The 17,495-nt window shown below is 70.8% G+C and carries 18 protein-coding genes; 9 read left to right on the top strand and 9 right to left on the bottom strand.

Annotated features, from left to right (window positions below; genetic code table 11):
• Positions 1–97 precede the first annotated feature (97 nt).
• The 5 genes from EV375_RS00950 to EV375_RS00930 form a co-directional block, all read right to left on the bottom strand.
• On the bottom strand, positions 98–1,552 hold the full coding sequence (locus EV375_RS00950; protein ID WP_130297737.1) for an LCP family protein: 1,455 nt from the start codon (positions 1,550–1,552) through the stop codon (positions 98–100).
• Positions 1,553–1,598: 46 nt separating this feature from the next.
• Positions 1,599–3,680 carry a bifunctional polysaccharide deacetylase/glycosyltransferase family 2 protein gene (locus EV375_RS00945; protein ID WP_486588212.1) on the bottom strand — a complete coding sequence of 694 codons (2,082 nt, stop codon included), beginning with the start codon at positions 3,678–3,680 and terminating at the stop codon, positions 1,599–1,601.
• A gap of 1,441 nt (positions 3,681–5,121) precedes the next feature.
• The gene (locus tag EV375_RS00940; RefSeq protein ID WP_130297736.1) at positions 5,122–6,117 is read right to left on the bottom strand and encodes a DMT family transporter; all 996 of its coding nucleotides are present in this window, start codon (positions 6,115–6,117) and stop codon (positions 5,122–5,124) included.
• 159 nt (positions 6,118–6,276) lie between these two features.
• The gene (locus EV375_RS00935) at positions 6,277–7,164 is read right to left on the bottom strand and encodes an undecaprenyl-diphosphate phosphatase (RefSeq protein WP_130297735.1); all 888 of its coding nucleotides are present in this window, start codon (positions 7,162–7,164) and stop codon (positions 6,277–6,279) included.
• An 88-nt stretch (positions 7,165–7,252) separates the two neighbouring features.
• Entirely contained in the window at positions 7,253–8,008 is a 756-nt protein-coding gene (locus tag EV375_RS00930; RefSeq protein ID WP_130297734.1) for a TVP38/TMEM64 family protein, read from the bottom strand.
• 221 nt (positions 8,009–8,229) lie between these two features.
• On the opposite strand from EV375_RS00930, the gene EV375_RS28995 reads away from it, so the two are divergent.
• The 5 genes from EV375_RS28995 to EV375_RS00910 all read left to right on the top strand — a co-directional run bounded on the left by EV375_RS28995 (position 8,230) and on the right by EV375_RS00910 (position 12,036).
• The gene (locus EV375_RS28995; RefSeq protein WP_165434662.1) at positions 8,230–8,397 is read left to right on the top strand and encodes a hypothetical protein; all 168 of its coding nucleotides are present in this window, start codon (positions 8,230–8,232) and stop codon (positions 8,395–8,397) included.
• Between the two features lie 105 nt (positions 8,398–8,502).
• On the top strand, positions 8,503–9,678 hold the full coding sequence (gene tuf / locus EV375_RS00925; RefSeq protein WP_130297733.1) for an elongation factor Tu: 1,176 nt from the start codon (positions 8,503–8,505) through the stop codon (positions 9,676–9,678).
• Between the two features lie 94 nt (positions 9,679–9,772).
• The gene (locus EV375_RS00920; RefSeq protein ID WP_130297732.1) at positions 9,773–10,621 is read left to right on the top strand and encodes a fused MFS/spermidine synthase; all 849 of its coding nucleotides are present in this window, start codon (positions 9,773–9,775) and stop codon (positions 10,619–10,621) included.
• Between the two features lie 70 nt (positions 10,622–10,691).
• A complete protein-coding gene (locus EV375_RS00915) occupies positions 10,692–11,150 on the top strand; it encodes a DUF4442 domain-containing protein (RefSeq protein WP_130297731.1) in 459 nt (152 codons plus the stop codon).
• A gap of 196 nt (positions 11,151–11,346) precedes the next feature.
• Positions 11,347–12,036: a DedA family protein gene (locus EV375_RS00910; protein WP_130297730.1), complete on the top strand. Its 690-nt coding sequence runs from the start codon at positions 11,347–11,349 to the stop codon at positions 12,034–12,036.
• A gap of 10 nt (positions 12,037–12,046) precedes the next feature.
• Here EV375_RS00910 and EV375_RS00905 read toward each other — a convergent pair whose 3' ends face one another.
• Complete coding sequence (locus EV375_RS00905) at positions 12,047–12,589, bottom strand: gamma carbonic anhydrase family protein (RefSeq protein WP_130297729.1); 543 nt, start codon at positions 12,587–12,589, stop codon at positions 12,047–12,049.
• A 125-nt stretch (positions 12,590–12,714) separates the two neighbouring features.
• Between EV375_RS00905 and EV375_RS00900 the strand changes: the two genes are divergently transcribed.
• Positions 12,715–13,446, top strand: coding sequence for an acyltransferase (locus tag EV375_RS00900; protein WP_130297728.1), 732 nt, complete (start codon positions 12,715–12,717; stop codon positions 13,444–13,446).
• A gap of 47 nt (positions 13,447–13,493) precedes the next feature.
• Here the strand turns inward: EV375_RS00900 and EV375_RS00895 are convergent, their stop codons facing one another.
• Positions 13,494–14,363, bottom strand: a complete 870-nt coding sequence (locus EV375_RS00895; protein ID WP_130297727.1) for a DMT family transporter — start codon at positions 14,361–14,363, stop codon at positions 13,494–13,496.
• Between the two features lie 102 nt (positions 14,364–14,465).
• On the opposite strand from EV375_RS00895, the gene EV375_RS00890 reads away from it, so the two are divergent.
• Together EV375_RS00890 and EV375_RS00885 are read left to right on the top strand one after the other, a co-directional pair.
• The gene (locus EV375_RS00890) at positions 14,466–15,038 is read left to right on the top strand and encodes an XRE family transcriptional regulator (protein ID WP_130297726.1); all 573 of its coding nucleotides are present in this window, start codon (positions 14,466–14,468) and stop codon (positions 15,036–15,038) included.
• A gap of 41 nt (positions 15,039–15,079) precedes the next feature.
• Entirely contained in the window at positions 15,080–15,631 is a 552-nt protein-coding gene (locus tag EV375_RS00885; RefSeq protein ID WP_130297725.1) for a YbaK/EbsC family protein, read from the top strand.
• A gap of 43 nt (positions 15,632–15,674) precedes the next feature.
• On the opposite strand, the gene EV375_RS00880 is transcribed toward EV375_RS00885, so the two are convergent.
• Together EV375_RS00880 and EV375_RS00875 are read right to left on the bottom strand one after the other, a co-directional pair.
• Positions 15,675–16,166, bottom strand: coding sequence for a GNAT family N-acetyltransferase (locus tag EV375_RS00880; RefSeq protein WP_130297724.1), 492 nt, complete (start codon positions 16,164–16,166; stop codon positions 15,675–15,677).
• A 34-nt stretch (positions 16,167–16,200) separates the two neighbouring features.
• Complete coding sequence (locus EV375_RS00875; protein ID WP_130297723.1) at positions 16,201–16,608, bottom strand: CoA-binding protein; 408 nt, start codon at positions 16,606–16,608, stop codon at positions 16,201–16,203.
• Positions 16,609–16,703: 95 nt separating this feature from the next.
• On the opposite strand from EV375_RS00875, the gene EV375_RS00870 reads away from it, so the two are divergent.
• Positions 16,704–17,330, top strand: coding sequence for a YigZ family protein (locus EV375_RS00870; RefSeq protein WP_130297722.1), 627 nt, complete (start codon positions 16,704–16,706; stop codon positions 17,328–17,330).
• Positions 17,331–17,495 lie beyond the last annotated feature (165 nt).

The raw sequence follows: 17,495 nt of genomic DNA, 5'->3' as shown, positions 1-17,495 counted from the left end.
CCGTATCCGCTGACTTGCCCGTCTGCTCCCGTCGGGCCACCGTCAACGAGCGGTCAGGGATCCGTCAACGAACCCCGTGGCAAAGCCGATTGACGGGTCACTTGTTGGTGACGGTCACCGGACGGTCGTACTTCAGCTGGGAGAAGAGCTTCTTCGCCTCCACCTGGTTCCAGCGCAGCGCGCTGCCCTTCGACGTCGTGATGGCGCCCGCCGTGGGCACGTTGACCTGCTTGCCCCCTCCCTTGCTGACGCCCTGGACGGAACGGAACATGCTGGTCAGCGCCCGCATGCTCATGTTCTGGTCGACGACGAGAGTGTCCAGCCCGGCATCGAGCGCCGGATACATGTCCGACGGGTTGAGCATCGTGCCCGGCGAAGTCGCCTTGGCCGCCAGGGCGGAGAGGAACTTCTGCTGGTTCTGCGTACGGCCGAGGTCTCCCTGCGCCTCCTGGTGGCGCTGCCGCACGAAGGCGAGAGCATCCGCCCCGTCGAGGTTCTGGCAGCCCCGCCGCAGGTCGGCGCCGGAGTCCTTGTCCTTGATGTTCCGCTCGAGGCACATCGGAACACCACCGACCGCGTCGACGATGTTGACGAACCCCGCGAAGCCGATCTCGGCGTAGTGGTCGATGCGCAGCCCCGTGTTGTGCTCGATGGTGGCTATCAGCAGTTCCGGACCGCCCAGCGAGTAGGCCGCGTTGAGCTTGTTCTTCGCCGGCTCGGAACGTTTGCCGGTCGACGGGCGCTTGTACCCGGGGACGGTCACCCATGAGTCGCGGGGGAGACTCATCATGGTCGTGCCGTTCTCGCCTTTGTGCATGAGGATCATCGAGTCCGTGCGGCGGCCCCCGAAGACACCGGTGTTCAGCTGCTTCCGGTCCGCCGCGGAGAGGCCCTCACGGCTGTCGGAGCCCACGATGAGGTAGTTGGTGCCCTTGCCGGACGGAGGGCGGTCGGTGAACTTGTCGAGGTTCACGTCGCGTTGGAGCTTCGTCTCGGCCCAGGCGAACGTGCCGCCGGAACCGACGAGCACCGTCGCGAGCAGTACGACCGCCGCGCGTCTGAGCGGCCGGCGCGGCTTGGGGCTGCGCGGCGCCCGCGGAGGAGTGGGGCCGAAGCGCGAGTTGTTCTCCCGCGGGGGCCCGCCGCCCGGGCCTCCGGTGCCGACGCGGCCTCCGGGCCCGTTCGGTCCCCCCGGCCCCGACGGTCTCCCGGCCGGCGGCATCGGCGCGGGGTGCGGCACCCGGGTGTATCCGGGCGCCGCCGGCCGGCCCACCGGCTCCGTACGCGATCCGGCCACTTCGCCCCTGATCGTGCCCCTGGACTCCCAGGAGGGCCGCAGCGGCTGGTCCGCGTCGTGGCGCGACGGGCCCCGCACGTTCACCGGGTCCGAGACCGCCCACCCCTGGCCGGTCCCCGCCCAGCCGTGGACGCTCGAGCCGCCGGGGCCGTAGTGCCTCCACTCCCCGGCCAACTCGGCGGTGTGGCCCGGAGAATCCCCGTCGGACGCTTGCGGCGTCCCACCCTCGGCCCACTGGTCGAGTGGGTCCCTCATGGTCCGACTCTCCTTCGGTCACGTCGATCCGGTCAGATGCGGTCGTTCATTTCCGCAGCAGGCTCTTGCGCTCCACGGTTTCGCCCAGCAGGTACTCGTCGGCCGTGCCGGACCTGGACATGCGCTGCCACTTGAGGCGGTTGCCGAGCATGGCGGTCACCACCGACTGGATGATGACCAGATACAGCAACTGCCTGTAGACGAACAGCTGGAGCGGCAGCGTCCACAGCTCGCGCATCCGCTCGTGGTCCAGCCGCAGGGCGTAGGCGGCCGTGACTATCTGGATGACCATGAAGCCGAGCCAGACACCGACCGCCTGAGCGGGGTCGCGGAAGAAGATGCCGTACAGGAAGAAGACGTCCACGACCGGCGCGAACAGTGGCAGTGCCACCTGGAAGAGAGCCAGATAGGACAGGCCCCTGCGGCCGAAGCGCCCGGCCGGGCCGACCTCCAGGACGGCGCGGCGGTGCTTCCACATCGACTGGAGCGTGCCGTAGCACCAGCGGTATCGCTGCCGCCACAACTGCTGCAGGCTGCCCGGCACTTCGGTCCAGGCGATGGCCGACTCCTCGTAGACCACGCGCCATCCGGCCCGCCACAGAGCCATCGTCAGGTCGGTGTCCTCGGCCAGGGTGTCGTCGCTGACGCCCCCGATTCCCATCAGCGCATCCCGGCGGAAGGCACCGATGGCGCCCGGAACGGTCGGCATGCACTCCAGGACCTCGAACATCCGGCGGTCCAGGTTGAACCCGAAGACGTACTCCAGGTGCTGCCATCTGCCCAGCAGCCTGGTCCTGTTGCCCACCTTGGTGTTGCCGCTCACCGCGCCGATCGCCGGGTGGGCGAGCGGCTGGATGAGGCGATGGAGGGCGTCGGGCTCGAAGACGGTGTCCGCGTCGACCATCACGACGATGCCGTGACGCGCGTAGCCGAGGCCGGTGTTGAGCGCCCCCGGCTTGCCCGTGTTGGGCTGCCGCACGACCGTGACGCGTGGGTCGCGGATGCCCTCGGCGATCTGCGCGGTCCGGTCCGTCGACCCGTCGTCGATGACGATGACCTGGAGGTAGGGGTGGGTCGAGGCAAGAATCGAACGGACGGTGGCCTCGATCCCGGCCTCCTCGTTGTGCGCGGGGACCAGGACCGTCACAGGCTCGTTCACCTCCCGCAGCCAAGGCGAGCCCGGACGGTAACGCTGCAGGCGCCTCATGTGGACGCGGGCGAACATCACGAGCAGCAGCAGTCGCAGCACGCCGAGGCCCCCGGCGATGGCAAGCGCCCAGGCCATGGCGCTCGTGAAGAAGCTGCCCAGGGTCCGCGCCCATATCAGTCCCTCACCCCGCAGCCGGTCGGCCGCGGACACCGACGTCATCGCTGACTGCTGTCCCAGCCCCCCTGTGACGGTAGTGAACTTCTTGACGTTCCGGTTGCGCAGCAGTTGCTCAGCCTCGTGATAACCGAGGTCGGTGTGGCTGTACTGCCGTATCACTCCCTGGGACGGCTTGCGGGACTGCCTGTCCGTGGCGACGAGGAGATAGCCCTGCTCGGCGCTGCGCTGTGCTGCCGTCCACTCCTTGCCGCACATCGTGTCCGCGGCCTTGGTGTGCGGGAGGCGCAGCAGGCCCGTGTTGACGCCGGCGCTTCCGGCCAGCGCGGTCTGCGTGAGCGAGAGCTCCATCTGGGAGCGGAGGGGCGAGGCCACGCCCAGGTCGCCGCCCGTGTACGTGTACGAACCGATCTCGTGCCCCTCGGCGCGGATGCGGCGCACCAGTCCGGGGTGGCGTGTGGCCTGCGATCCGTAGACGAAGAAGGTGGCCTTGGCGTTGTGGCTGCGCAGCAGGTCGAGGATGCGCGGTGTCCACCGGGGGTCCGGCCCGCCGTTGAAGGTGAGCGCGGCCGTGCGGGCAGGCATGGCCGCGGTCTCGACCTTCGTCCCGGACAGCCGCAGTACCGGGTCTCCGGTGTCGGCGGCGCGCGGTATCGGCGTGGTGCACGGGGCCTTGGTGCGTGCGGAGTCGACCTCGTGGTTCGTCCAGCCCTCGAAGAGCAGGGCAGCCGACACCACGGGGAGGAAGAGCAGAAGCAGCAGCCAGTGCCCGCGTGGGTCTCGGCGCAGCGCGTGCCGGCTCACCTGGTCGCGCCGCCGGGACGGGCCGGAGAAGTGTCAGGCGTGGGGGTGGTCTCAGCGGGGTTGTTGCCCTTGTAGGGGGTGGGGGGTGTGGACTTCTGACCGGACCCGCTCGGGGCCGAAGGGGCGTCGGGGGAGGAGGGGTTGCGGGGGGAGGGGGAGGTCGAGCGGGCCGGGAACTGCGCACCCGCCGGTACATCGGTGTCGTCCTGTGAGGAACTCGGCAGCGGTTCGTTCATGCGCGGGGGGTGGTCCCCGGCAGGCTGCATGCCACCCAGCACAGCTACGAAGAGAGCCATGTACCCGGTGCAGGCGGTCCCGACGGTCACTGCCGCGTATCTGACAAGTCGTCTACGCCGATTTGAACTGGCAATGAATATCGGGTGATGCGCGTCTGCACGCCTCCGTCGACTGTTGTTCATGGATCGCATGGGGCGTGAGTGTAGCTAGCCGAGAACGCGAGCGACGCGGAAAGATTCAGTAATCCACCTGTGAACTTTCTCGCCCTCGCCAGGGGCCGGTCGAGCAGCCTTCGGAATCTCATGGTCACCACTCCAGATCGGATGGCCGGTCACCCCCGGTTCCCCCTGAAGTCATCATGCCGCTCTGCGGCGGCCGTGTGTCCGGGCTTTGCGGGGAAGGCTTGTCCTCACCGCACGGGACGAGCAAGGACAGGTGGCGCGGAATTCCGCACCGGCACGGTGGCCCGCCCGTCCGGACCTGGCTCCTGCGTGGGTGCACGGCCCCGTGCGAAGCGCGGTGAGGAACGCGGAAAGCCCTGGTCCGAGTGCTCGGTGCAACCCGCTGCACAGGCCGCCGAACGAGGCGGACCGACGCCATGGCAGCGGCGGAGGCACACACGGAGACCTTGCCGTTCCGTCCTTTTCGGGGCGACTCGTCAGGTGGCCGCCGCGACGCGAATCGGCCGCTCAGCAGTGGAAGATCGGCTGGATCCGCTCGCTGTCTACCGGCCGGTCACCCTCACCATATATAGCTGCGGCTCCGGGTGAATTCCGCAGTGAACTTGTGAATTCAAGGCCTGACCGCCCTTGTGTAAATGGGCAATTGTTTCCCCTCATTCACCGACCAATTGCATGTGGCTTCATGAAGAGGCATATACCTCTGAAACACGACATTCGGCACGCCCGTTCCTGCTCGTGGCTGCCCGGGGTGAGTTTGAACACCATGTGAAGGTCCTGTGTGTGCCGCCCTGTCTGCGAGCTTGCCCGCGGCTGTACCTCCGGCTGAACGGTCAGGACCCGGCCGGAGGCGAATCCGGCGTCAACAGCCATGAGTACAGCGCCTGCTGACGGCATGGGGGGACCGAGGAGTCCTCCGGTATCCGCATCGGGGCCGTCAACTGCCTCGGGCCGGAGGGGACATGGGCGGTGGCGTGGGGTCGCCCGGCCGCCTCGCCGCCGGGGCGTTCGGAGAGGCCGCCCCGTCAGCGGCGCGAGACCCGCGGCCGTGTGCTCGCCCGTACGGGCGGCGGCCGCCGCGCCACCGCCCGGTACATCGCTCCGGACAGCCGTCCGGGACCACGGATGACGACCGGCCCCGGATCCTCGGCCGGGACGCGCGGCGTCCTGGACGGCCCGGTCCGGTCTCCGGCGCTGTCGGCCGCGAGCAAGGCGAGCCCCCAGGTGGTGACGCCTCCGGCCGCGAGCGCGCCGGCAGCCCCGGAGGCTCCGAACCGGAACCCCTCGTCGAGCATCACGATGCCCACCGCGGCCGCGAAGGCAGGATTGACCACCGTCGTCGTCGCCAGCGGAGTGGCCAGCCCGCCTTCCCTGTAGGAGGACTGCGAGGCGGCCAGACCGACCGCGGCGAGAACGCCGATGAGGACCAGCAGCGGCGCGGTGGACAACAGGCCGGGCAGAGAGGGGCTCCAGCTGTCCGCGACCGTCTTGATGAACACCGACGCCGCCCCGTACGCCACGCCCGCCGCGGCTGCGAGCGTGACGGACCGCAGCATCCGTGCCCGTCGCCCGGCGGTCGTCGCGGTCAGCAGCAGCAGGCCGAGCAGGCAGGTCACCGCCACCGTGAGTGCCATCTGTCCCGTACCACCGAGACCGTGCGCGGGTGTCGAACCCGTGAGGACGAGAAGGACGGCCAGTCCGCCCGAGACGATGACGATGCCGTGCCACGCCGAGGCGCTCACCGGTCTTCTGACGAGCAGGGCCGCCAGCGGAGCCGCCAGCACCAGAGTGAGGACACCGAGCGGCTGCACGACGGTGAGAGGGCCCAGGCTCAACGCACCCACGTGCAGAACCGCGCCCAGGCTGTTCAGTGCGACCGCTCCCCACCACCGGGGGGCGCGGAGCAGTCCGTACCGGCTGGGCGGTGTGGTTGCCGCGATGCGTTCCTGCACGATGGCCGCCGTGGCATAGCAGACGGCCGAGACCAGCGACAGCAGCACTGCCGCCAGGAGGGCGTTCACGGACGATCCAGGCGGAATGACCACATCCGGTTCATGCCGTCAACGATGCCTCGTGTCAGGCGCCCTGTCCTCGTCCGGCGGGTGAGTCCTGCCGTACGGCTTCAGGAGTACACCCGCCCTCACGTGTGCACCGCACGCCTTACGTACGGCCGCACGGGCTCAGCCGGACGAGACCCCGCCGGACGAGGCACCCTCGTTCGGCGTGAGAACGCCGGTGGCGACGAGCGCGAGAATGACGATTCCCAGCACCACGCGGTAGATGACGAACGGCATGAAGCTGCGGGTGGAGATGTAGCTCATGAACCAGGCGATCACCGCGTAGGCAACCGCGAAGGCGAGCAGCGTCGCGAAGATGGTCGGCCCCCACGAGACGTGCCCTTCGCCGATCTCCGCCAACTCCAGGCAGCCGGACGCCATCACGGCGGGAATCGCGAGCAGGAAGGAGTAGCGGGCGGCGGCCTCGCGTGTGTAGCCCATGAAGAGTCCGCCGCTGATGGTGGCGCCGGACCTCGAGACGCCGGGGACCAGCGCCAGAGCCTGCGCGCAGCCGTAGAGCAGGCCGTCCTTGACGTTCAGCTCCTCGATCGTCTTGCGCGGACGGGCCCTCTTGCCCCTGCCTGAGCGCCCGCCGTGGGCAGCGAGCCTGTCGGCGATGCCGAGGACGATGCCGAGGACGATCAGAGTTGTCGCGATCAGCCGCAGATCCCGGAAGGGGCCCTCGATCTGGTCCTTGAACAGCAGCCCCAGCACACCGATCGGGATGGAGCCGATGATCACCAGCCAGCCCAGTTCGGCGTCGTGGTCGCGCCTCATGCTGCGGTCGACCAGCGAACGGGACCAGGCGGAGATGATGCGCCAGATGTCCTTGCGGAAGTAGATGATCACTGCCGCCTCGGTGCCGATCTGAGTGACGGCGGTGAAGGCGGCTCCCGGATCCTGCCAGCCGGCGAAGGCCGCCGTGAGGCGGAGATGGGCGCTCGAGGAGATCGGAAGGAACTCGGTCAGTCCCTGGACGAGTCCGAGAATGAACGCTTCGAACCAAGACATCTGCTCTGACCCGTCCTCGCCGCGGCAATGATCACGCGGAGCAGACTACAGCCACACGGATGACGGGCGACCGCGGGGTGATGAGCTCTCAGGGACGCGAGGAGCCTTGCCCGTCCAGGGTCTTCGCCGCACATCGCGGGGCCTCACGGTCGAGCACGTCACGCTTGCGCCAGGCCAGCACGGCGCCCCCGAGACCGGAGAGCGCAATGAAGCCGAAGGCGGCGAGGAAGACGGGCGAGGTGGGCGCCGCCGCGTGACTCCCGGCGACCACATAGGCGACGGTGTTGGGGACCACGCCCAGCGCCGTCGCGGTGAGGAAGGCCGCCCATCCCATGCGGGAGACGGCGGCACCGTAGTTGGAGGCCGCGAAGGGAATGCCCGGCAGCAGCCGGATCACCAGCATCGAACGGAATCCGTGCCGGCTCAGCTGCCGGTCGACTGCGGTCAGCCACCGCGCCCGCAGCAGCGGACGGAGCGCGTCCTGCCCGAGGACGCGGCCGAGGCCGAACGCGAGGCCGGAGCCGACGACCGTGCCGGCCACGGCGGCGACCGTGCCTGCCTGAGTGCCGAAGAGGGCGCCCGCGGCGACGTTGAGGACGGGACGGGGGACGAAGGCGGCGGTGCACAGCCCGTAGGCCACGGTGAAGAGGAAGCCCGCGAGGCCGCCCGAGAGATGTGCGGGCAGGCCCTGGGTGACGAACCGCTGCGGCTCGTACACCAGCATCGATATCCCCGCGGCGCACAGCAGCACCAGCAGTGCCGCGAGCCGGCACCTCGGGGAGAGCAGCGCCTGCGCCAGCCGGCTGGGGAGACCGTCTGACTGCTGCGTGGAGGGGACGGACACGCGGTGAGCGTAACCGACGAATGTGACCGCCCGCCGGGCGGGATGAACATCGCTTCTCCCCGGAACGGTCACTTCCGCCATGCCCTGAAGCTTGTGAGGGGAGCAGCGCCACCCCTCTCAGCGGGGGCGTCACCGGTCCACGGGGGAAGGGGTCCGCGAGCCCGTGCGCACGGGAGAAAAATCAGTCGACGTACGGCCGTTGGGGCGCAACCATCAAGGTCATGTTCCGGCAGACCCTCCCCATGGCACGGCCCGCGGCAGCGGGCTTGCTCAGGGCTGCCGCGCTCCCGTTCTCCTTCGTGTCGCGGCTCACTGCCGCCGTCCCCTCAGCCACCGACGCCGCCCTGGCCGCCGCCGCTTCGGCGGCCGCCGGCGGCGCCCGACGCTGACCCTTCCCGGATCGCACCGAGGACCCCGCAGGGGGAGGGTCGGCAGGCCCGAGGGGTCCCGGCTCCCACCGCGCCCCTCCAGGCGCGCAGCAGACGAGGAAGAACATGGCCAAGCAGGCTTACGTGCGCACCAAGCCGCATCTGAACATCGGCACCATGGGCCACGTCGACCACGGCAAGACGACGCTCACCGCTGCCATCACCAAGGTCCTCAGCGACCGGGGCACCGGCGCGTTCGTGCCGTTCGACCGCATCGACAAGGCCCCCGAAGAGGCGGCCCGCGGCATCACCATCACCATCGCGCACGTCGAGTACGAGACCGGGACAAGGCACTACGCGCACGTCGACATGCCCGGTCACGCCGACTTCATCAAGAACATGGTGACCGGCGCCGCGCAGCTGGACGGCGCGATCCTGGTCGTCTCCGCCGTGGACGGCGTGATGCCGCAGACGGCCGAACACGTGCTGCTGGCGCGGCAGGTCGGCGTCGAGCACATCGTCGTCGCACTGAACAAGGCCGACGCGGGAGAGGAGGAGTTGACCGAGCTGGTCGAGCTGGAGGTCCGCGAACTGCTGACCGCCCACGGCTACGCCGGCGAGACCCTTCCTGTCGTGCGGGTCTCCGGGCTGCGTGCGCTGGAGGGTGACCCGCGCTGGACGGCGGCGATCGAGGCGCTGCTGGACGCCGTGGACACCTACGTCCCCGACCCGGAGCGCCACCTGGCAGCGCCGTTCCTGCTGCCGGTGGAGAACGTGCTGACGATCACCGGACGCGGAACCGTCGTCACCGGTGCGGTCGAGCGCGGCACGGTGCGCGTCGGCGACAAGGTGGAGGTGCTCGGAGCTGGCATCGAGACCGTCGTGACCGGCGTGGAGACCTTCGGCAAACCCATGGAGGAGGCCCAGGCAGGGGACAGCGTCGCGCTCCTGCTGCGCGGCGTCCCCCGGGACGCGGTCCGCCGCGGGCACATCGTCGCCGTGCCCGGGAGTCTCAGTCCGCGCCGGCGCTTCACGGCCCGCGTGCGACTTCTCCCCACGCGGGACGGCGGGCGGCGCACCCCGGTGCACAGTGGCTACCGGCCGCAGTTCTACCTCCGGACCGCGGACGTGGTCGGCGAAGTCACCCTCGGCGCGGACGGTGTCGTCCTGCCCGGTGAGACCGTGACGCTCGACGTCGAGCTGGGCCATGAGGTCCCGCTGGAGCCGGGTCTCGGCTTCGCGGTACGCGAGGGCGGACGCACCGTCGGTGCGGGAACGGTCACGAGCGTCGGGGAGGAATGAAGGGGACGAGGGTCCGTCCCGGGCCCGCGTGAGCGCGGCCCGGACCTGCGGGGGGAGACTCCCCGCAGGTCCGGGCCGACGCCACAATGGCAGGGTGGATGACGAGCCGATACCCGTGACACGTGCCGTTCAGGGCGGCACCGCGAAGCTGCTGCCCGACATCGACCACGAGGGGGGCTGGCTGCTCACGGTCGACGGTGCGCCCCAGTCCTACGTGGATCTCCGGGACCCGACGCATCTGGAGTTCGAATACGCGCGCCGCGTCGCACACGTCCTGGATCTGGCCGCACCTGGCCAAAGCACCCTCGACGCCGTGCACTTGGGTGGCGGCGCCCTCACCCTTCCCCGCTACGTGGCCGCGACCCGTCCCGGATCGCGGCAGCGCGTCGCCGACACCGACGAGGCGCTGCTCGCCTTCGTGGAGGAGTACCTGCCGCTGCCGCCCGACGCCGGAATCTCCGTGGCGGCGCAGGACGCGCGCGCCTTCCTCGACGGGTCACCCGCGGCGTCGGCGGACGTGGTGATAGCCGACGTCTACGGCGGAGCGCACGTGCCGGCGCATCTGACCACCGTCTCCTATGCGCGCGCCATAGGCCGCGTACTGCGGGGGGAGGGGATCTGCGTCGTCAACGTGGCCGACACCGCGCCCTTCCGCTTCGCCGGCTCCCAAGCCGCCACGTTCCGCACGGTCTTCGAGCACATCTGCCTCGTCGCCGAGCCCTCCGTGCTGCGCGGCCGGCGCTTCGGCAACATCGTGCTGGTCGCCTCGCACGAGCCCTTTCCCGTGGACGAGCTCGCCCGCAGAACGGCCTCGGACGTCTTTCCCGCAAGGGTCGAACACGGAGCGGGCCTGGAGCGCCTCACCGGCGGAGCCGCACCCGTCGAGGACGGCGACGCGGCGCCCTCGCCGGAGCCTCCGGACGGCGCCTTCACCATCGGCTGAGGACCGCCGGGAGGAGGCAGGAGGACCGCACCCTGGCCAGAAGTAGTTACTGGGTGGTAACTTGTACGTCATGTCCTCCACAGAGTCCCTTCCGTCCATCGGCCAGATGATGGCGGACACCGTCCCGATGGTCCGCACCCTCGGCCTCGAGTTCTCCGAGACGAGCGCGGAGCGGGCCGTCGTCTCGCTGCCCGACCGGAGCGCCTGGCACAACCACGTCGGCGGCCCGCACGCCGGTGCCATGTTCACGCTCGCCGAGTCGGCCAGCGGTGCGATCGTGCTCGCCGCCTTCGGCGACCAGCTGTCACGGGCGGTGCCGCTGGCCGTGCGGGCCGAGATCGGCTACAAGAAGCTGGCCATGGGGCCGGTGACCGCCACCGCCGAACTGGGCAGGACCGTCGCGGACGTGGTGGCCGAACTGGACGCGGGGCAGCGGCCCGAGTTCCCCGTGGACGTCACGATCGCCCGCGAGGACGGCGCCGTCACGGGGGAGATGACGATCGTCTGGACGCTCCGCCCGCACGCGTGACCGGCCGCGGAGCGCCCGCCTCCGGTCGAAGGTCGTGACCTGCGGCGCCCTCCCGCGGCGCCCTCCCGCGGCGCCGTCCCGCATCTCCCGGCATCGAGTAGGCTTCCCGCACGCGCGCCCGAGACGTTCCGGGTGCGCGCGCGGGACGCGGCCGAACCGGGCCTCCCGTGTCCATCACCGGCGGGAGGACAGCCAGTTGCACGTCCAGGAGTGGCTCGAGAGCGTGCCGGCCGTGAGCGTCTACCTCCTTGTCGGGGTGGTCATCGGCCTGGAAAGCCTGGGCATTCCGCTCCCGGGCGAGATCGTCCTCGTCAGCTCCGCGCTCCTCGCCTCCCAGCACGGTGAGATCGACCCCGTCATTCTCGGCGCCTGCGCCAGCACCGGCGCGATCATCGGCGACTCCATCGGCTACGCCATCGGACGCAAGGGCGGCAAGCCGCTGCTGGCATGGCTCGGCACGAAGTTCCCACGGCACTTCGGCCCGCACCATGTCGCCAGTGCCGAGCGGGCCTTCGAGCGGTGGGGGGTGTGGGCGGTCTTCTTCGGCCGCTTCGTCGCGCTACTGCGCATCTTCGCCGGGCCGCTCGCCGGAGTCCTTCGGATGCCCTACTGGAAGTTCCTCGCGGCGAACGTGTTCGGCGGCATCGTCTGGGCGGGCGGTACGACGGCCGTCGTCTACTACGTCGGCATCGTCGCCGAGGCCTGGCTCAAGCGCTTCTCCTGGATGGGCCTGGTGATCGCCGTGCTGTTCGGAATCGGTTCGATGATCGTCATGCGGCGTCGCGCCCGCAGGGCCGAGGCCGAACATGCCGCCGCGGCCGCGGACGGAGTGCAGGACGCCGGCGAGGACCGCGCAGGTTCAGGAGCCGTCCGCACCGGCGACTGACGCCGGGAGTTCAGCCCTGCACGGGCGAGAACTCGTCCCGGTGGCCCCGGGCCAGGTGCCGGTAGGCGGCGGCGTTGGCCTTGATGCCCTCGTGCTCCTCGGACGTCAGCTCCCGCTTGATCTTCGCGGGCACGCCCGCCACCAGCGACCCCGGCGGCACCTGCATGCCCTGCGGTACGAGCGCGTGTGCGGCGACGAGTGAACCCGCGCCGATGACGGCGCCGTTGAGGACGGTCGCGCTCATGCCGACGAGGACGTCGTCCTCCACCGTGCAGCCGTGCAGCACCGCGTTGTGGCCCACCGAGACGCCCGCACCGATGTGCGTGGGGAAGCCCGGGTCGGCGTGGACCGTGCAGTTGTCCTGGATGTTGGAGCCCTCGCCGAGCGTGATCGCTTCGCAGTCCCCTCGCATCACAGCCCCGTACCAGAGGCTGGATCCCGAGCCCATGGTCACGGCGCCCACGACCACGGACGTCGGTGCGGTGTAGGCGTCCTCGTCGAGCTTGGGTTCCCTGCCGCTCACACCCGCGATCACCGCTCGCTGTTCCGTCATCGTCGTCTCCGCTCACTCCCCGGCCGGCGGACACCGGCCCCTGCTTGAACCGTATGTGATGGGTGGGCGGTAGATCACAGGGGCCTGTGGGCCCCGCGCAGGCCCCGCCCGGCTACCGTGACGGCGTGCGATCCATCCGGAACACCTTCGCCTCGCTCGCGTCCCGGGCGGTGCACGGGATATGGCGCCGGGCGCAGTACGCCGGCGCCATCACCGCGGAGCGCCCAGGCCCCTACGCGTTCCGCCGCATCGGGACCGGGACCAGGCTCGCTTTCCCGCAGGGCACGGTCTTCGGCACGCCCTGGATAGAGATCGGCGACCACTGTGTGATCGGGCAGGAGGTCACTCTCGCCGCCGGGATGCTGCCGGAACTGGAGCTCGGCCCGCACCCGGTCCTCACCATCGGCAACGGTGTGGTCCTCGGCCGCGGCAGCCACGTCATCGCCGACGTCCAGGGGTCCGTGACCTTCGGCGACGACGTCTACTGCGGCCCGTACGTCTACGTCACCTCGACCAACCACTCCTACGACGACCCGCACGAACCCGTCGGCAAGCAGTGGCCGCGCAGCGCCGCGGTCGAGATCGGCAGCGGCAGCTGGCTGGGTGCCGGGGCCGTGATTCTGCCGGGAGCGCGGCTGGGCCGGAACGTGGTCGTCGCGGCGGGCTCGGTCGTACGGGGCGAGGTCCCCGGTCACGCCGTGGTCGCGGGCGCTCCCGCGCGGATCGTGCGCCGCTGGGAGGGCGAGCGGGGCTGGCAGCCGCCGCTGCGCACCCCCGCGCCCGCGCCGGTGCCGGAGGGCGTGACCCCTCAGCAGCTGCTCGCGGCGGCCGAACTTGCCGCGTGCGAGGAGGAGTAGCCTTCGCGACCTCGGCGCGGGTGCCCGGGCGGGCGGGGTACGGGACGTCAGGTGGACGCCAGCAGCACCGTGCCGACCAGGGCCAGACCCGCCCCGGCGGTCTGCACCGCCCGGAGCCTCTCCCGCAGTACGCCCCGGGCCGCGAGCGCGGTGACCACGGGGTAGAGCGACGCCAGCACCGCAGCCGTCGTGACGGGCCCGTACGAAGTCGCAAGCATGTAGGTGCCGTTGGCCGCGACGTCCGCGAGGCCGACGAAGGCGAGCGCGGGCAGGGCCACGGTCAGGGCCCGGCGTCCCCCTTCGGTGGGCAGTGCGGGCCTGCCCCGCCTGACCTGCACGTACAGGGCGGCACCTCCGACGGCGACATTGCACACGCGCTGTACGAACAGCGCGAGGAAGAGTCCGGCCGTGGTGCCGGTGCCGGCGTGCTCGATCAGCGCCATCACGGCGCCGAAGCCCAGCGCCGAGACGAGGGTGAGCGCGATCGTCCGCCGCTGCACCGGCGCGCCCCGCAGTTCCGGACCGCCCGCCAGGACGACGCCGGTGATCGCGACGCCGATTCCCGCGGCCTGGACCCAGCCGGGCCGTTCGCCCAGTGCCAGGCCCGCTCCGACGGGAACGACGACGGCGAGTGAGGCCAGCGGCGAGACCACGCCCATGGGCCCTTGGGAGAGCGCTTTGTAGAAGGCGAGCATGGCCACCGGGCCCACCAGGCCCGCGGCCGCCGCGAACCACAGCTGCCCTCCCCACTCGCTCCAGCCTCCAGTGGCGATCACGACCGCCCCGAGGACCACGGCAGCCAGCGACTGGGAGACCACCACGACCGTCAGCGCGGACATACGCCTGGTGAGCAGCCCGCCACCGAAGTCGGCGAGCCCCCACATCAGACTGGTGACAAGGGCCAGGGCGGCGGTCATGAGACACCTCGCAGTACAGTGGCGTGAACAAGCAAGTACAACCCACCGTAGTTTAACAGGCTGAACTCTGGCATCCAGAATATTGGACGGTGTACGGAGCCCGTGACGGACCTCGACCACCTCACGCAGTCCCTGGCCCGCAATCTGAAGCGCCGCCGCCAGGAGCGCGGATACACCCTCGACGCCCTCGCGGCGCGCGCCGGCGTGAGCCGGGGGATGCTCATCCAGATCGAGCAGGGCCGCACGAACCCCAGCGTGGGCACTGTCGTCAAGGTGGGCGACGCCCTCGGCGTGAGCATCACCACCCTGCTCGACTTCGACCAGGAGCCTCAGGTGCGCCTCGTCCCCGCGGAACAGGCGGTGCGCCTGTGGTCCACGGAGGCGGGAAGCCACAGCACCCTGCTGGCGGGCGCCGAGGCCCCCGGCCCGCTGGAACTGTGGTCCTGGCGGCTCATGCGGGGTGACGGAAGCAGTTCCGACCCGCACCCGGCCGGCACCACCGAGCTGGTGCACGTACGCGAGGGGCTGCTCACCCTGAGCGTCGAGGGAAGGGACTACGAGGTGCCCGCCGGGACCTCCGCGTCCTTCGAGGCGAACGTGCCGCACGGCTACCGCAACGAGGGCGCGGAACCGGTCGAGTTGACCATGGCCATCTCCGTCCCCGCACCGCGCTGACCGGAACTTCCGCGGTCCGCGCAGGTGTTAGCGTGCCGCGCATGCGCGCACCCGTCGGCAACTTCGAATCGGCCGCCCCCGCCTGGACGGTCGAGCACTTCACCGGACCCGCGGCGGACGCCGTCCGTGACTGGAAGGGCGGAGTACCGCGCGACCGGCTGCTCTACGTCGACACCGACCCGGAGAAGGCCGACACGGCCGTATTCATCGAGAACTACGGTGAGGACCTCCACGGCACGTCCGCCAACTGCGTCGTCGTCGCCGCGAAGCGCGGTGGCGAGCGCACGCTCGCGGCATGCGTGGTGCTCTCCGCGACGCGCGTCGACGTCAACGGCGCGGTGCGACGTCAACTGGAAGCACGCAAGGCGTCGTTCGCCCCGATGGACATCGCCGTCGAGGAGACCGGCATGGAGTACGGCGGCATCACGCCGATCGGGCTTCCCGACGGCTGGCCCGTGCTGATCGACGCGGCCGTCGCCGGCCTGCCGTGGACGCTGATCGGCAGCGGACGCCGGCGCGGAAAGCTCATCGTGCCGGGCGAGGCGCTGGCCGAACTGCCGGGCGCCGTCGTCCTCGAGGGCCTGGGCATCTGAGCAGACGCCGCGCCGTGGGCCCGGCGCCCGGCCCAGCCGTCCCTCAGCCGCGCCGCGACAGGTCGATGGAGAGCGCTATGGAGTGCTCGCGGAAGCCCATGGAGCGGTACAGGTGTTCCGCGTCGGCGCTCGAGTGGAGGTCGACCCGGGTCACGCCCCGCTCGGCGAACCACGCCAGGAGCGCTTCGGTGGTCGCCCGCGCGTAACCGCGGCCCCTGTAGCGCTCGTCGGTGCAGACGTTGAAGATGAAGCCGAAGTTTCCCGCGGGATGCTTCGGGGCGGGCAGGCGCTCCTCGACGCTGCCCACCGCACACGCAGCGAGATGCGGCGGTCCCGGCTGATCGCCGTCCACCACGAACGCGCCGAGCCGTTCACCGCCCGGCAGATCCCGGTCCAGCCGGCGGCAGGCCATTCGCACCGCGTCCTGCTCCCACGGGCCCGGCTCGTCCCGCCCGTGCATGCCCAGGAACATCAGCCGCCGCAGGCGCACCAGTTCGCGGGCGTCGTCCGGGCGGGCCGTCCGGACCCCGGTCACGACCGCGCACTCCGGATGCGCGAAGCTATGCCCGTCATGCGAGCTTCGGGATCTCGATCGCCGGACAGCGGTCCATCACCATCTCCAGGCCGGCCGAGCGCGTGCGCTCGTAGGCGTCCTCGTCGATCACGCCCAGCTGGAACCAGACCGCCTTCGCGCCGATGTCCACGGCCGAGTCCGCGACCCCACCGGCGAGTTCGGAGTTGACGAAGACGTCCACGACGTCGACGGGGAAGGGGATGTCGGCCAGCGTCGGGTAGCCCTGCTCCCCGTGGACCGTCTCCGCCTTCGGGTGCACCGGCACCACGCGCTTGCCGAATCGCTGCAGGACCCCCGCGACGCCGTACGCCGCGCGCTGCTGGTTCGTGGACAGGCCGACCACGGCCCAGGTGTCGCCCGACTCCGTCAGGATTCTGCGTACGGTCTCAGCGTCTGCGTACATGACGTCTCCAACGATCAGTGCCGGTCCGTCCATTCCCGGTCCGTGCATTCAAGGCCCGTCCACTCCCGGGGCGGGCTCGCACGTAGGGTGCCCGTATGCAGGAGCAGCACGTCACCGTGGCCGGTGAGGGCGCGCACGAGACCGAGGTCAGCCGCTCTCGCTTCGTGTGCCTGCTGGCTCCCGCGGCCACCGAGGAGGAGGCGAAGGCCTTCGTCGCGCGGGTGCGCGCGGAACACCCGGGGGCCAGTCACCACTGCTGGGCCTACGTCATCGGTGCGGACGGCGGAGTGCAGAAGTCCGACGACGACGGGGAGCCGGGCGGCACCGCGGGCCTGCCCATGCTCCAGATGCTCACGCGCCGGGGGATCCGCTGCGCGGTCGCGGTGGTCGTCCGCTACTTCGGTGGCACGAAGCTCGGCGCGGGCGGCCTGATCCGCGCTTACGGCGGAGCCGTCGGGGAGGCGCTGGACGCCGTCGGCACCCGCGTCCGGCAGCGCTGCCGGCTGGTGACCGTCACGACCGACCACCAGCGTGCCGGGAGACTGGAGAACGACCTGCGCTCCGGCGGCCGTTCGGTGCGCGAGGTCACCTACGGAGCCGAGGTGACCATCGAGCTGGGACTCCCGGAGGCAGAACTGGACGCCTTCCGCGGCTGGCTCGCCGACAGCACCGCCGGCACGGCCCGGCTGACGGTCGGCGGCGAGGCATACGGGAGCCTCTGACTCCTCCGCGGACCTCCGGCTCCCGGACCGTGCGCGCGCTCCGGCCGTCCTCCGGGCCGCGGCGGCGCCGATCTCCCGGCCGTGACGCCCGCGACCGATCTTTTGCGGCCAATGGACACCGGACATAACGTGACGAATGCGAAGCGTCTCCGTCCCGTCAGCCGT

It is taken from the genome of Streptomyces sp. CNZ301 (genome assembly GCF_004217425.1).
Note: the sequence above shows the minus strand (reverse complement) of the source record. Positions and strands in the feature narration are given on the sequence as shown.

What these genes read in the sequence shown, in the direction of transcription:
- EV375_RS00950 (WP_130297737.1), bottom strand. Translation starts at nt 1,552, where the DNA reads ATGAGGGACCCACTCGACCAGTGGGCCGAGGGTGGGACGCCGCAAGCG.
- EV375_RS00935 (WP_130297735.1), bottom strand. Translation starts at nt 7,164, where the DNA reads ATGTCTTGGTTCGAAGCGTTCATTCTCGGACTCGTCCAGGGACTGACC.
- EV375_RS28995 (WP_165434662.1), top strand. Translation starts at nt 8,230, where the DNA reads ATGTTCCGGCAGACCCTCCCCATGGCACGGCCCGCGGCAGCGGGCTTG.
- tuf (WP_130297733.1), top strand. Translation starts at nt 8,503, where the DNA reads ATGGCCAAGCAGGCTTACGTGCGCACCAAGCCGCATCTGAACATCGGC.
- EV375_RS00915 (WP_130297731.1), top strand. Translation starts at nt 10,692, where the DNA reads ATGTCCTCCACAGAGTCCCTTCCGTCCATCGGCCAGATGATGGCGGAC.
- EV375_RS00905 (WP_130297729.1), bottom strand. Translation starts at nt 12,589, where the DNA reads ATGACGGAACAGCGAGCGGTGATCGCGGGTGTGAGCGGCAGGGAACCC.
- EV375_RS00895 (WP_130297727.1), bottom strand. Translation starts at nt 14,363, where the DNA reads ATGACCGCCGCCCTGGCCCTTGTCACCAGTCTGATGTGGGGGCTCGCC.
- EV375_RS00885 (WP_130297725.1), top strand. Translation starts at nt 15,080, where the DNA reads ATGCGCGCACCCGTCGGCAACTTCGAATCGGCCGCCCCCGCCTGGACG.
- EV375_RS00875 (WP_130297723.1), bottom strand. Translation starts at nt 16,608, where the DNA reads ATGTACGCAGACGCTGAGACCGTACGCAGAATCCTGACGGAGTCGGGC.
- EV375_RS00870 (WP_130297722.1), top strand. Translation starts at nt 16,704, where the DNA reads ATGCAGGAGCAGCACGTCACCGTGGCCGGTGAGGGCGCGCACGAGACC.